Consider the following 15105-nt stretch of genomic DNA (forward strand, 5'->3'; position numbering starts at 1 on the left):
TTTACTGCACCTTCTTCATTTCAAGTTTTTCAATCTGTGCGGCACAAGCCTTGAATTCCGGCATCCGAGAAATTGGATCAAGCGCACCAATGGTCAGGAGATTAATAGATTCATCATGTCCCCAGTGATACGGAACAAACACGGTATCTTTGCGAATCGCTTCGGTGATTTTCACCTTGTAAACAGCCTCGCCTCTTCTTGTATATAAACGTACATTTTCTTCGTGGTTGATATTATATTTTTCTGCTGTTTCCGGATGTACTTCTACAAATGGATCCGGACACATATCACGCAAAAATTGAATTCTTCTCGTTTGATTGCCAGACAAGTAGTGGTATACTACACGTCCAGAAGTTAATCGGAGCGGATATTCCTGATCCGGTTCCTCTGCTGGAGGTCTGTAAGGCAATGCAAAGATCTTTGCTCTACCATCTGGATGATAAAACTTCTTATCCAGGAATAAATGCGGTGTCCCAGGATCATTTTCCTCTTTACATGGCCAGAATACGCCGTCTTGTTTTTCAATCTTATCCCAAGTAACCCCGTAATAATCAGCTACTCCACCTTTAGAAGCAACACGCAGTTCATTAAAGATATCTTCGGCACTTTTTAAGTGCGAAAAATAGTTGCCGCGGCCCATGCGTTCAGCAATTTCAATTTGAATTTGCCAGTCAGGCTTTGCTTCACCCAGCGGTTTTTGAGCTTGGTTAATTTTGATGATACGGCCTTCGACATTAGTGGTTGTTCCTTCATCCTCCGCCCAAGTAGTGGTTGGCAGAATGACATCGGCAAACTCTGCAGATTCAGATAGATAAAAATCAACACATACCATGAAATCCAAGTTTTTCATCTGTTCACGTACATAATTTAGATTAGGGGCCGAAACGGCAGGATTAGAGCATAAAAGGTATAAAGCACGGATGGTCTTTTGCTCCATTAACCCAAACATTTCATAAGCAGAAACACCCTCTTTTGGCATTTCTTCTGGTTGGATTCCCCACACATTGGCGATATATTCCACATGCTCCGGATAGGCAATTTTACGGTAGCCAGGAAGCGCGTCTGCTTTTTGTCCATGTTCGCGGCCGCCTTGACCGTTTCCTTGTCCCGTAATCGTGGCAACCCCAGATTTAGGACGGCCAATTTTTCCAGTTACAAGGGCCATATTCGTATAGGCAGAAACATTATCTACCCCTTTAACCTGCTGCTCAATCCCCCGTGCAAACATAACGATTGCGTTTGGCGCTTTTCCGTAAATTTCTGCAGCACGGATAATTTTTTCAGGTGCCACACCCGTGACTTGACTTGTATACTCAGGTGTGAAATCTTTTACTACCTTCTTTGTTTCTTCAAAACCGTTCGTATGATTTGTTACAAACTCTTCATCCACATAACCATTTTTGATAAGCAGATTCAAAATACCATTTGCTAACGCCAAGTCTGTACCTGGTCTCAAATCAAGATGAAGATCCGCTCTTCTTGCAATCGGAGTCTCCCGCGGGTCTGCTACAATCACATAGCCCCCTCTTTCCTGAACCGCCCAAATACGGAACATCGAAGTTGGGTGACATTCTGCCGTATTACTGCCAGCCAAGAAGACACAATCAGTTTCATGTACATCTGTCCAAGGAACAGTAGAACCACGGTCGATTCCAAGAGAACGGTTTAGTCCGCCTGCTGCACTCGCCATGCAGAAACGTCCATTATAATCGATATAACGAGTTTGTAGACCAACGCGGGCAAACTTCCCTGTCAGGTAGCATTTTTCATTTGTCATGGAAACTCCGCTATAGACGGAAATGGAATCTTTTCCATATTGCTCTTGCAGTCCTTTAAACTTGCTGACAATCAAGTCATAGGCCTCTTCCCAAGTGGCTTCACGGAATCCTTTGTTCGTGCCTTTTAATGATTTATCTTCGCGAATTAGCGGTTTAAGGATACGATCCTGGTGGTTTACCTGCTGGTAAGCAGTAACGCCTTTGGGACACATTTTACCTAATGTAACCGGCCAATCGTAACGAGGCTCCACACCAATAATCTTATTGGTTTTCGTATTCACTCTTAAGTTCATCCCGCACTGCATCGCGCAATAGCTGCAGTGGGTCTTAACTAACGTTTCATCTGGATGATTTACATTTTCAATCTCTTTAAAGAACCGGTCTCTTTCATTCTTAAAATTAACCTCTTGCATTTTGGTTTGCCTCCTTGACCTTGACTTGGTGGGTAGGAATTCCCGAGAATCTTGCAATACGGTACTTTCTGCGGCACGGCAGGCAAAGTTCAGCAAGATTGAAGCCATCTTCCATGTTAAATTCCATGCTATTGACGCCCAAGACATTGATAACATCGGTTGATTGTTCTACTGAAACAAATTGCTCCCCACAAACCTTACATTCTTTCATATGCTGTTCCCCATAGTGTTCACGGTAGTTTCTTGCCAGCACGCTCATTGGACGGAATGGGATATGGGCAAGCTTACCGAACGGCAAGTAGATTAGAGTCACAATGACTGAGAATTGGTGAATCAGTGACATTTGCGGCTGCATCCAGCCGTGTAAAAATACATTTTGAACAGTCAGTAACAGTCCAGTGACTGAAATCAATAACAGTAAATAAAGCGGCAAGAAGTCGTACATAAATTTTTGTTCAGCTCTTGCCTGCATATTTTTCATGCGGCGGTAAAGGGCCATACAGACACCGGTAATAACCATGATTGCTGAGATGTTTAATGCGTTATAGGAAAACCAAGCGATGATTCCATCAGCTTTAATATTGATCAAATTCATTCCCATTACAACCACCGTGTAGTAGCCGTTGTCTTCCATTGTGAAGTACATCCAGCTGAAAACCAGCGGGAAGGTTACTAAGCAGGCAAGCACGCAGCCCCAACCAATCAAAATGTGCTGCATCCAGCGATAGAAGCCGCGCTTTTTGATGAAGTCATAAATCGCCAAGTGATTAACAGCTGTTTTCGCTGTGCTTTTTCTAAAAAGCAGCTTTAGTCCTTTTTTAATAATGATTTTGGTTGGCGGCCGTTCACCCCAAGAAATAAAGCGGTAAAAGAACCCACCGAGGAAAGTAAGCGTTCCTACCATATATCCATAAAGATTCAAGTCGATATGGGTAAACATTCTTGTGCCGATAAACACTAAAATCGCTAGTCCTGCGACTGATAAAAACATTAATTTTGCAAATTTCGAAGCAAACGCATCATTAACTGTGCTCTTTGTATTCGCAGCTGCATTAACTTGCATTTTATTAGTTGCTTGCATTAGAGCTCCTCCTCCAAAAAAATAACACTTCCGTTTTCTTACTCTTATTGTAAGAAAAAAGGAAGTGTTATCTTTATCGGGGAACTCCCCCATCCTTAGGGAAAAAAAACCTTAGATATTCAAAATTTGACATAGGTTTGTCACATTTGCCTTTTTGTGTACTTTTTTCGCCAGGAATATAGCAGAAGCAGCACCCCGATTAATAATTGCAATGATGACAAGGCTGCATCCCAGAAATGATGGTTGGACGGTCCGTAGCCAAAACAATGGTTGAGTCTAGCCATCGCAAATACTAATTGAGGGATATAGTAGCCGAAAAACAACAGGATTGTCAGCCCGACACCGATAAAATAAAAAATGGTATAGGTAAAAACAGTCCTTTGTTCTCCGGCAAATACTACCTCTGATTGATTGTCCGCTTTTAAAAATGAGAACTTGTTTCTAATTGCCTGATTGGCATTTTCCATCAGGTTATAAGCGCCGGATACATTTTCAAACACATAATACAAGTCTGTTTTCATATAAATGCAAAACTGATAGACCATCCGAATTAAGGTGTCTAATGCTGCCAGCTTCATGAAACTAAGGAAAAGCCCTGACCCCTCTGAAAAAATCAGCTGACCCGCCAATGCAAGAAAAAGTATGGCTGAATCAAAGCAAAGCCCTGCAAGATATAAAATATTCCGATCCTTTGACGGCAGTTTCCAGGCCTGTGCCATGTCCGTTTCCAGCACAACCAGGATTAACCGGTGCCCAATCTCCAGCCTAGTCGGGAGATTAAAGCTGCGCATCGCCAATATGTGGCCAAACTCGTGGATCATGACCAAAACAGCCGATAACACCATCCAAGCAGGAATATTAAATACCATCAAATCGAACACAAAAATATCCTTAAAATGAGGAAATAACGCCGGTTTTAAGATAAATAAGAGTATATTGATAACAAATAACACGGCATAAAGCATCATCGTTGCCTTATTAAAAAAGAATTTTCCCATCTTAGGTGAAATCCCCAAAAAGCCAAGAAGGTCCTGCTGCTTTTCCCGAATCTCTACTTTGATCCCATCAACTTCGGCAACCAGTTCCAGTTCCAAAAGCTGATTGGCAAAATCGATGAGATCCACTTCTTCATCAGGAAATTTCTCTTTCAGCCGCCGCTCTATTTCTACCAGACTAACACCATCATCAATGAGGTGAATGGCATCAATACAAACCTCAGGCATTTCATAAAACTCACCCGAACCGAGATCTTCCACTATAAAATGTTTCTTGTCTTTGCGAATTTCAAGAGGAATCAATACTAGTATTGATTCGAGTGAAATGTTCATTATTACACCCTTTTACATTTATTTTTCACATAAAGAAGGATGCTAGCAAAAGACTAGCATCCTAACTTTCCTATGGTCTGACTCCAACAAAAGGACACCACCAACAAGTTGTTTTTACTTTCTTAAGTCTACGGATTTTCATGTGTCCACCTCCTTTTCGTGTTCATTTCATCTTGCCATGGATATTTTTGATGAAATTTGACCCAAGCTGGAAATACCTTTTTAAACTCTTCAGCCAACATTGGATCAAATTGGGAACCCATTCCTTCGATAATGCGTTGATATGCTTCTTCGACTGACAATGCAGCACGATAAGACCTTGAAGAGGTCATTGCATCAAAAGCATCTGCAATAGCAGTTACTCTTGCAAGTAATGGTATTTGGTTTCCCTTTAATTTATTTGGGTACCCATTACCATCCCAGCGTTCATGGTGGGATTGTATTACACAGATACTATCTTTTATCCCGTCTACATTTTTTACTGCATCCGCTCCGACAACAGGATGGAGCTTAATTATTTCAAATTCTTCTTTCGTAAGTTTCCCAGGTTTCATTAATATCGAATCCGGAATATGGACCTTACCGATATCTTGCAATAAGCAAGCATAATAAAAAGAGTTTTGTTCTTCTTTTGATAGCTTACCTATTTCCTGTCCTAACATTAATGCATAATTAGCAACCCGTTCGCTGTGACCTCTTGTATAAGGGTCCTTTAATTCTAATGTAGCAATAACCCCTTTTACAATCCCTTGTAACTGATTATCATAAGAATCACTAATTGCTTTGACATATCCTTGAAATCGAGAAAGGAGGAAATATGACATTATAGATAATATCAAAAACAATATAATTGGTAATATTACATAGGATGTTTGTAGTATTATACCTGTTAAAAGATATTTTACAGTAACCCCCAGACTCACCAACCAAAAGTACCTTGTATTCAGGAAAAGAGGTAATGACAAAATTAAAAATACCTCCACAACATTCCCACTGAAATATTCATCTACTGTTCCATAATATGTTAAGATATCAACCGTAAAAGCAGTTATTAAATAGCCGATAAAAAACACATATTTTATTAAAAACTGCTTATTTATCCTACTTATATACAACATTACTAAAATGAGCAATAATAATACAATATAATTAATATACCAATAATTGCTGGGTAAGCCAGGTTCTTCGTGCGAAATATAAATAGGTAAAAGGTAGTAATAAAAAATGTCATAGCCAAACAAAATAATATAGAAAGATATTAAAAACCATTTAACGGTTCGTTGCTCTTCATGTGGAATCATATGACCCTCCAAGTTTACCGAATGCACATTTCGCTTTTATATAGACGAAAGTTTTTTCCTAAAGTTACAATTTTCGTTGTTCCTCTACATTATATCTCATGTAGAAACCCCTTGAAACATTTTATTTTGAGGAATTTTGTATAATTGAAGAACAATTTTCCCCTCTATTTCCTTTGAGTTATTGGTAATGAAACAATGACCCTGGTTCCATTTCCCTGTTCGCTTTCTATCCTCAGGTCACCATTATGATCTTTTATAATTTGATGCGAGACTATTAAGCCTAATCCCGTACCATCCTTTTTAGTCGTGTAAAAAGGTTCAAATAAATTATTAATACTTTCTTTAGATATTCCGAGACCTTCATCCTCAATAGAAATTTCTAATTTTTGATTATCTAGAACCTGAATAGAGATTCTGACCCTGCCTCCATCTGGCATTGCCTCGATAGCGTTTTTTATTAAATTAATAAATAACTGTTTTAACCGACCTTCATCACAATCAATTAATGGGATTGGTTCTCTTTTAATCGTTTCAACGGTTACACCATTTTCAACAGCCTGATGATTTGTCAGTGATAACGTGTAATTGATAATCTGTTCAATATTGGCTTTCTCGTATTTAGGCTCTCTTGGTCTTCCAAGATACATCAAATCGTCAACAATCGAATTAATCCGATCAATCTCTTGTATCATAATCGGGTAGTACCCATTAGCTGCCGCATTCGTTTCTATTTGTAACTGAGTAAATCCCTTTAACGATGCAAGTGGGTTGCGGATTTCATGTCCTACTGCTGCAGCCATTTGGCCGATAACCGCTAATTTTTCCTTTTGGTTGAGCTCCTCATAAACATTTGTTATCGATTTAATGTAAGAAAAAAATCTTATTAAAAGAATAAATGCAATCCCGGATAATATTATTATGCCCAGCATCGGTGACATAACATTTCCATCTTGCAGGATTAATCCTAATAACAAATACCGGCCTAGTAGTCCAAAGGTTACAGACCAATAATATTGTTTATTTACAAATACAGGTGAAAAGAATACAAACAATAACTCGACAATATTTCCTGATGCAAACGATTGGGAAGACCCAAAATAAACTAAGAAGCTATTTATGCCGTCGAAAAGAATAAACCCAAATAGCAAAATATATTTAACTATATATGGGTTTCCTTTTTTAATAAATGTTAACGAAATAGGCAATAACATTATGATGAAAAAATAAAGCCAATATCCTAGCCCATCATTAAGTAAATGTGATGCACCATAGTCTGTATACTTAGGCAAGATAAAATACCAAAATATTTCATAGGTGAAATAAAACAAATAGAATAATGACAGAAATAATGTTATCGCCTTTTTTTCTTCGAAAATTAGCTTAGGACTGTTCTTGCCTTCTTTCATGTTTGTATCTCCTTAAACGTGGATACTTCAAATGATTCAATTAGATTTTATATTTACTCATACTATTTTACCATTTTTTATTATGATGTTGCATATTAATCGATTTTTTTCGACAAATATTTTATTGGGAAAAAAATAGGGAGCCCCTCCATATGGAGATACTCCCTGTTTAGAAATTGTTAGCTGGCTTTTTTTAATTGCTCTCCGGCCTGGTTCAATGTCGAATGCTTGCCTTTATGACTGTTTCAATCGGGATTTTGTTTTTGCGAAAAAATAAAACTGTAAAATCCGGCTTCCGTGTACCGTTAGTTCCTTGGATCCCGATTCTGGCCTTCTTATTTTGCGGGTATTTGGCATTGCAGCTGCCGGCATTGACATGGATCAGCTTCAGCGTATGGCTAGTGTGTGGATTGGTTGTCTACTACACATCTTTTAGACATTATTTAGGTTAACCCGCCAATTCTTCTTTTTTTCCTGCAGGCAGCGTCAACGTTACCTTTGTTCCTACTCCAGGCTTGCTATCATAAGCTACCCTTCCGTTCATGGTTTCAATTATTCTTAAAGAAACCGATGTACCAAGGCCAGTACCTTTATCCTTAGTGGTATAAAACAAAGTCCCAATCCTTGATAATTGTTCCGGTGTCATTCCTTTGCCGGTATCTGCAATCAATACAGATGCATGATATTGGTTGGACGCCGTATGAATCATGACCATCCCGCCTTCTGGTGTTGCTTCAATGGCATTTTTGATAATGTTGACAAGTGCCTGTTTCAATTGATTGCGATCCGTGTATAATGAAAAATCGGAACTGTCAAAAGAGCTCTCCAGTTGAACCCCTTGTTTTACCGCTAAGGGTTCCAGGAGCATTACAACTTCCGATAAAATATCCTTCAATTGAAATACTTCCAGTTTCTCAAATTGGGGTTTGGCGAAATTCAAGTAGTCATTAATAATGGATTCTGCTCTGCCTAACTCACTTAACACAAGAGATAAATACTCGTGATTTTTCTCATTTTCCTCCTGATGCATTAATTGCAGGAACCCCTTAACCACTGTTAATGGATTGCGAACCTCATGGGCAATCGATGCCGCAAGCTCTCCCAATGTATTTAACTTTTCCGCCCGCTGTATTTCCTTCCGCAATTCGCGTCTTTCGATTAGCCCTTCATTAAGCTTGGCAGCAAGGACTAAAGCTAACGTATAAATCAGGGCAAACAGAAGTAAATCCGGGATATTTATAAAAAATTTAAAAATATCACCCTTTACATAATGATAGGCTGATAGCGACAAATAGCATAAAACCAGCGACCAGCCCCCTGCCAATAACGTTAAAAACACCCGTTTATTTGAAGTCACATTCCAAAATTTTTTCCTAAGCAGGAAAGGAACAATGGCTGTTAGCAGACAGCCGACGATGGCAAAAATAACGGCTTCTCCGCCGATTAACAGACGCATTCCGATGATGGAGGCAATGACCATTGCACCGGCAACCGGCCCCCCGTAGAAAATCGCCAATAGCAGTGGTGCATAGCGAAGATCCCAGTTTTGACCATAGTTCGAATAAAGAAAAATCATGCAGGCCATCGCCGAAGCGCTATAGAATAAACCAAAATAAAATGGGGTATTCCATTTTTGCTTATGGTCAGGTGAAGCACTGCAAAGCAGAACAGGTGCGAGTACAATTAATGATTGCAAAAGAAGTTTTTCTGCCAGCATGGTCATTCCTCCGAAGAAACAATCGTTTTATCGATAATATACGACAAAAATTTCCGCTTTCCTTCCATGCTAAAAAAAATAATGTTGGGAAATGTTTGCGCAATTTTCAACAATACGTCTGAGTGATTGTTCCCGGTAAACTTTGCCGATGCCTATTGGCGACCGAAACCTCTAACTACTTGAAATTTGGGTAGCCAATCAACCCGATTAGCGACCGAAACCGTTGTCTCGTTTACATTTTGGTAGCCAATAGACCCGATTGAAGACGGTAAACTTGACTTTTCCCCATTTGGTTAACCAATTACTCTTCAAAGAATCGAGTAACTAAAAACGCTCCTTTCGAGATGCAGAACTAACCTAATACATCGGATTCCTCTCAACCGGCACCCATAGATCGCTTAGTTCCAGCTGTCCTGCTAATGAATATAACAAATCCTCTCTACCTCTTGCCGCCATGAATTGGACCCCCACCGGAAATCCGTCCGCTGTTAGATGCAACGGTACGGTCATCGCCGGTTGGCCAGTTAAATTCGCTAACTGGGTAAATGGCGTACGCATTAAATTGTTTTCGGCCACCTGTTCGACAATCCCGACCTTTTTCAATAGACCGCCCATGGACAGTTTACCGGTGACCTGCATTGCGAGCTGTTCCGACTTCTTAGGCTCTAGCTCGCCAATTTTTGCCGGAAGGAACGCGGTAGTTGGTGTCATATAGAAGTCATAGGTTTCATGAAACGTCTCCATCGCAATCGCGGCATAATCCCATTCACGAATGCTCAAAACCACTTCCTCCGCCGATGTCGCCTTTCCGACCAAACCCAAAATCCAGGTAGTCTGCTCGACATCGCTCATCACGGCCTTCCGTCCCAATACCTCTTCTAACGAGGCAACCGCCGCAGCAACTTCGCCGAAGTACATCGTTAAATAGCTCTTGGCAATTTTTCTTCCGTCCACAGGTGCATCCACTTCCTCAACATGATGCCCCATTGATTCCAGAAGCTGGGCTGTCTTGTAAACGGCCTCCTTGCACTCTGCCTGGACTTCCGTGCCAAGCGGCGAACGAACGGAAAAGGCAATCTTTAGCTTTCTAATTGGCGGTGTCTGGACCATTTCAAAATACGAACCTTCAAACGGCGGTGCGTGGAAGGCGGCAGCTTTTTCGAAGACCCTGATTTCATCCAGCATAGCTGCACTGTCGCGTACCGACCTTGACAAAATATGATCTACCGAAGCGCCCTGCCAGTTTCTTCCATACTTTGGGCCAACCGGTGTCCGCCCCCTTGTCGGCTTCATCCCGAACAGACCGCAGTAGGCTCCGGGTATCCGAATCGAGCCGCCGCCATCATTCGCTCCTGCAATCGGAACCATACCGCTGGCAACCGCTGCGGCAGAACCGCCGCTTGAGCCCCCGGGCGTGTATTCCAAATTCCAGGGGTTGCGGGTTGGCCCGTAAACGGCAGGTTCCGTGATTCCCATTAATGCAAACTCCGGAACATTGGTTTGACCGACAAACACTGCACCTGTGTTTCGGACCCGCTTAACATATTCCGAATCGGACTGGGCCCGATATTTTTGAAACGCCTTCGACCCATAAGTAATTTTCTCCCCGGCAATTTCCTGTGCGATGTCTTTTAAAAGAATCGGTACACCGGCAAAGTTCCCAGTTAACTCATTTGTCTCAGCCTGTTTTTCCGCTTTTTCGTAAAATTTATTAATGACCGCATTTAACGATGGATTATGCTGTTCGATTGTTTTTATCGCTTCGTGGAGCACTTCCTTCGGTTGCAATTCTTTGTTTTTGATTAACTCTGCCAACCCGAGACCATCATAATATTTATAGATAAAGCCTTCCATTTAGTCTCCCTCCGATTCTGTTTCCTTTATGAACATATCTTCTATTCATTATTCACATTTTCCTGTTAATAGAATTTCAAATATTTTTGTTGACTAATCCAAAAATATGGTGTATTATTATTAATTGTGCTTTACATTTTGGTAACTTGAAGATGATTTTGGATTATAATGTAGGAATTTTTTTCTGGCTTTCCACTAATGTTTTTTTCGGAAAGACTTATTCACACTGGAGCGGCCTCGGAGCCGTGAGGATGTAGGAGAGGTAGGGCTTACATCGTTTAGGTTTAAAACCTACAGTGGAAAAATGTACCGCGGCTATTCGTTTAATACGATATTTATAATTTTTACATTAAGAGAGCTTATGGAACTTGCAGCAACCAAGTTACCATCACACAAATAGATGAAAGCAAAGAAGGCAGAGGGACATTCCCTCTGCCTTCGCCAATTCATTGCCCCGCTTTCCGCTTCGCTACTTTTCGAATCACTTGATTAATGACTTCCGACAAGACCAGACCAAAGGCAATCGATCCAGCTAGCATCAACACCTTTGCCGCTGAACCAAGAGCCGTATTATATTCATTCTCCACGAAATTTCTCATGGTTTCATATGCCAGACCGCCGGGAACCAGCGGAATAATGCCAGCCACACTATAAATAATGACCGGGGTTTTAAAGCGCTTAGCCAATTCATGACTGAGAACAGCGATAAAAACGGTGGCAGCCAAAGTGGCCGTCACGGCGTCATTTAAGTAACCATTCAGAAGAAAGTAAATCAACCAGCCGCCCATGCCAATCAAACCGCATTTTACCAAAGTTTCATTTGGCGCGTTAAACAGGATACCAAAGGCGCTGGTCGCGATAAAGCTAGTTATCGCTTGAGCCAAAACTTCCACTTTTCATACCCTCAATCACACAAAATTTAAAATCACTGCAATGCCCGCTCCGATCGCAAAAGCCGTTAAAAATGCCTCAGCCCCTTTTGACAATCCGGACACCAAGTGCCCGGCCATCAAATCCCGAATGGCATTGGTGAGCAATAAACCAGGAACGAGCGGCATCACCGACCCGATGATAATCTTATCCAGCTGCTGACCCAGGCCCGTTTTTACAAAAAATAAAGATACCAGTCCAATAACAAACGCTGCCAGAAATTCTGAAAAAAACTTGATTGGGACAAAGCGATGAAAGTAGATAAAGCTCATATAGCCTGCCCCACCTGAAATCATTGCAGGAATAAAATCTGCCCATACACCTTTAAACATAATCATGAAGCAGCCGCTTGCCAGTGATGCGGCAGCGACCTGCATCATCAAAGGAAAGGTAAGGTCCATGTCCTCAAGCTGTTTCAACTGCCGCTTTGCTTCACTAAGCCCTATCTCCCCACTGGAGATTTTTCGCGAAATGCTGTTGACCAATGCGACTTTCTCAAGGTCCGTCGACCGTGCTGAAATTCTGATTAATTTTGTCTTGGTTGGCTCTTCGCCTTCTGCGGAAAAAATAATGCCTGTTGGGGTTACATAGCTATGTGAGTGTTCAATCCCAAACGCAGCAGCCATCCGCATCATCGTATCCTCGACCCGGTACGTCTCACCGCCGCTTTGCAGGATGATCTTCCCGGCCAGCAAACAGACCTCCATTATTTCATATGTATTATCCTTTGAAAACTCCATTCATCTCACCACTATTACATTGAACGTTTGATACCTAGTTTATAGTAAAACAGGCCCTTAGAGCAATGAGGAGACGACTTTTCTATTTTCGTAAAAAAGTTCAGAATACTCAAATAAATAATTTTACAGCAAGTTTATCGCACAAAAAGTTTTTCAGTTAGATGATAAACGGAAAACACCTGCAGAAATACATAATGACAGGAAGGACTATGTTCCGACCAACAAATGGTTGTTGTTTGGCCACCATTTTGCGGCGATTGGCCGGCAAGGCACTGATGGCTTTCTGGTATCACTTTGCTGCCAACCACTTGGCTGTTGATTGTAACGTTGACTGCAGGCAGGCAAAAGCTGTAATCTTCTGTGAGGCACAGGATGCCCGATACAATGCAAAGGCAGCAAAGTTTCGCGATGCTGTTAAATTGAAAAAACAGCCCGGCTTTAGATGCCTGGGCTGATTTCTTTCATTGCTGCCAAATCTTCATTAAAACGAGATTGATTACCATTACGGCACCATAGAGTATTGCCCATGTTTGTTTTCCGCTAAAGAACAAGGCAACCGCCGGCAAACCAAAAATAATGAGTTCAAATAGAAGATAGGGGGTTCCGGTCAGGCCGTAGGGTGCCTTAGGGGAGCCAAACATTCCCCAGATAACCGCTACCAGCAAGGGAGTGCCGATGCCTAAGAGGTATTTCATAACTGTTCCCTTGGAAACATGGAAACCCCAATATCCATAGATGACCAGTGCTAATATTTCTATTAGAAACCGCAGACCCAAATTTAATGCTTTTATTAACTCCATCCTTGCTCCCCCCTTATACTTATTCGATAACTGGCGATTTTACCGGTTGCAGAGCTTGTTTCGTCCTTCTTTCTCTAAAAATAAATCCCGTGAAAATGCACAACAATACAAATGGAATACTTGTTTTATAAAGTTCTGCAAAACTGGATGAAATCCTTTCTTGTGCAAAATTTTCTACTTCTTTGGTATAACCCCTTACAATCATTCCTGTATTGGCGATCTCTTGATCGACCTGTGATTCTACTTCTTTATGAATTTGTTCAGTAACCAGACCTCTTTGATTTTCTGGAATGGCGGCCATTGCTCTTTGAACATTGGCATCAACAAGCTGCTTACGCTCACTTTCAGTTATAAAAGATGGCGTGGCTTTTTGGGATTGACCCTCGTCATTTATAGCTGTTTTTGTTTCCGTTAAGATATTCGGTTTCAAATCATCCGGTACCTCTAGCTTCTCGAGCTTTTGCGCGGCAAATTGAATGACATCTTGTTTTTTATCAGCAATATTGTTGGTTAGCCCGGCAACAAAGATGGCGACTGCCAAAACGACCCCGACTTGCCTCAGCATCGAGAAAACGCTCTGCGATGCGGTTAGCATTTCCCCTTCAAACGAAGAGGTGCTAGCTATTGTCGCTGATGAGATCACAAAACTAAACCCAAAACCGAGTAAGCTGCAGAGAAGGATAATCTCTTTTGCTGTGCTGTGAAGACTTAAATTGTGTAATAAAAAATAGGCGATTCCCATGATAAAAAAACCAAGCATCACCGGAATGGTGTAGCCTATTTTTTTCGTTAACAAACCGGCAAAGTTGGAAAAAACAAAGATGGCAGCAGATACTGGTGTGACGAGGAGTGCGGCTTGGAGCTCTGTCTTGTGCTGGAAGTTGGTTAGAAACTGTGGAAGCAAGACCATTACGCCAATCAGGAAGATAAACCCTGTAGTCACGATGACAACTGAACCTGTAAATAGACGATCTTTAAATAAAGTTAAGTTAACCATTGGCGCCTTCGATTTTTTCTCAGCAATGATAAATAACACGATGGATGCGGCGGTCACCAGATAGCATACAATGGACTGGCTGCTGTCCCAGCCCCAGGTATTACCTTTTATCAAAACGAGATTCAACGGAAAAATCGCTGAAACGGAGAATAGGAGACCATACCAGTCAATCGATGATTTTACTCTGCTTTCGTTCCTTACTTTTAAAATTAGGAAGGATACAGCAATGGCCAATATACAGATTGGCACGTTTACATAGAATACCCAGTGCCAGCTAAGTTTTTCAGTAATGATTCCGCCCACTGTAGGGCCCAAGGCCGTCGATAATCCTTGTGTGGCTCCTAGCAGTGTTAACGGGAGCACTCTTTTTTCAATCGGCATCGCTGAAATCCCTATTACCATGCTGCATGGAATTAAAATGGCGGCACCCAAGCTTTGGACAAACCGGGCCGCAATCAGGAATTCACCGCTGGTTGCCAGTCCGCATAACGCTGATCCCACTCCAAAAATGAATAACCCGACAATGAAAAATTTATTTCTGCCAAACATATCGGCAAATCTTGCCAACGGAATCGCCAAAACGGCAATTGTCATCGTGTACACATTCAGCATCCACGAGCTGGTTTCCAACGTAGTATCTAGACTGTCCTGAATCGCCGGTAGTGTGATATTCATAATCGTGGAGTCGAGCATACAAACAAAAATCCCCATACACATTAACAATACAACCTTCATTCCACCCGTACCCTTCATACTCATA

General features: G+C 41.4%; 12 protein-coding genes and 2 pseudogenes. 3 read left to right on the plus strand and 11 right to left on the minus strand.

The window, feature by feature from the left end:
• Nucleotide 1: 1 nt before the first annotated feature.
• The 5 genes from M3234_RS08765 to M3234_RS08785 form a co-directional block, all read right to left on the minus strand.
• Nucleotides 2-2191, minus strand: coding sequence for a molybdopterin oxidoreductase family protein (locus M3234_RS08765; RefSeq protein ID WP_262304357.1), 2190 nt, complete (start codon nt 2189-2191; stop codon nt 2-4).
• Nucleotides 2178-3254 carry a hypothetical protein gene (locus tag M3234_RS08770; RefSeq protein ID WP_396953938.1) on the minus strand — a complete coding sequence of 359 codons (1077 nt, stop codon included), beginning with the start codon at nt 3252-3254 and terminating at the stop codon, nt 2178-2180. Before M3234_RS08770 ends, M3234_RS08765 begins: the two co-directional genes overlap by 14 nt.
• A 158-nt stretch (nt 3255-3412) precedes the next feature.
• Nucleotides 3413-4600 carry a hypothetical protein gene (locus tag M3234_RS08775; protein ID WP_262304359.1) on the minus strand — a complete coding sequence of 396 codons (1188 nt, stop codon included), beginning with the start codon at nt 4598-4600 and terminating at the stop codon, nt 3413-3415.
• Between the two features lie 128 nt (nt 4601-4728).
• On the minus strand, nt 4729-5901 hold the full coding sequence (locus M3234_RS08780; protein ID WP_262304360.1) for an HD-GYP domain-containing protein: 1173 nt from the start codon (nt 5899-5901) through the stop codon (nt 4729-4731).
• 164 nt (nt 5902-6065) lie between these two features.
• Nucleotides 6066-7307: an ATP-binding protein gene (locus M3234_RS08785; protein WP_262304361.1), complete on the minus strand. Its 1242-nt coding sequence runs from the start codon at nt 7305-7307 to the stop codon at nt 6066-6068.
• 224 nt (nt 7308-7531) lie between these two features.
• On the opposite strand from M3234_RS08785, the pseudogene M3234_RS08790 reads away from it, so the two are divergent.
• Nucleotides 7532-7759 (plus strand): annotated as a pseudogene (locus tag M3234_RS08790) (amino acid permease C-terminal domain-containing protein); the annotation flags it as partial.
• On the opposite strand, the gene M3234_RS08795 reads toward M3234_RS08790, so the two are convergent.
• From M3234_RS08795 to M3234_RS08810, 4 genes are all read right to left on the minus strand, one after another.
• Entirely contained in the window at nt 7756-9024 is a 1269-nt protein-coding gene (locus M3234_RS08795; protein WP_262304362.1) for an ATP-binding protein, read from the minus strand. The pseudogene M3234_RS08790 and the gene M3234_RS08795 sit on opposite strands and share 4 nt — an antisense overlap.
• A gap of 357 nt (nt 9025-9381) precedes the next feature.
• On the minus strand, nt 9382-10878 hold the full coding sequence (locus M3234_RS08800; protein ID WP_262304363.1) for an amidase family protein: 1497 nt from the start codon (nt 10876-10878) through the stop codon (nt 9382-9384).
• A 446-nt stretch (nt 10879-11324) separates the two neighbouring features.
• Nucleotides 11325-11771, minus strand: a complete 447-nt coding sequence (locus M3234_RS08805; protein ID WP_262304364.1) for a threonine/serine exporter family protein — start codon at nt 11769-11771, stop codon at nt 11325-11327.
• Between the two features lie 15 nt (nt 11772-11786).
• On the minus strand, nt 11787-12548 hold the full coding sequence (locus M3234_RS08810; RefSeq protein ID WP_262304365.1) for a threonine/serine exporter family protein: 762 nt from the start codon (nt 12546-12548) through the stop codon (nt 11787-11789).
• Between the two features lie 121 nt (nt 12549-12669).
• Here M3234_RS08810 and M3234_RS08815 point away from each other — a divergent pair.
• Together M3234_RS08815 and M3234_RS08820 are read left to right on the plus strand one after the other, a co-directional pair.
• A pseudogene (locus M3234_RS08815) lies at nt 12670-12819 on the plus strand (carbon starvation CstA family protein); the annotation flags it as partial.
• A complete protein-coding gene (locus tag M3234_RS08820; RefSeq protein ID WP_262304366.1) occupies nt 12758-13003 on the plus strand; it encodes a hypothetical protein in 246 nt (81 codons plus the stop codon). The pseudogene M3234_RS08815 and the gene M3234_RS08820, both read left to right, overlap by 62 nt.
• A gap of 6 nt (nt 13004-13009) precedes the next feature.
• Here M3234_RS08820 and M3234_RS08825 read toward each other — a convergent pair whose 3' ends face one another.
• Together M3234_RS08825 and M3234_RS08830 are read right to left on the minus strand one after the other, a co-directional pair.
• Complete coding sequence (locus tag M3234_RS08825) at nt 13010-13348, minus strand: YrdB family protein (protein ID WP_262304367.1); 339 nt, start codon at nt 13346-13348, stop codon at nt 13010-13012.
• Nucleotides 13349-13367: 19 nt separating this feature from the next.
• Complete coding sequence (locus M3234_RS08830) at nt 13368-15104, minus strand: MFS transporter (protein WP_262304368.1); 1737 nt, start codon at nt 15102-15104, stop codon at nt 13368-13370.
• Between the last annotated feature and the right edge of the window lies 1 nt (nt 15105).

Source organism: Neobacillus niacini (genome assembly GCF_023715785.1).
In the GTDB taxonomy this organism is placed as follows: Bacteria; Bacillota; Bacilli; order Bacillales; family Cytobacillaceae; genus Neobacillus; species Neobacillus niacini_E.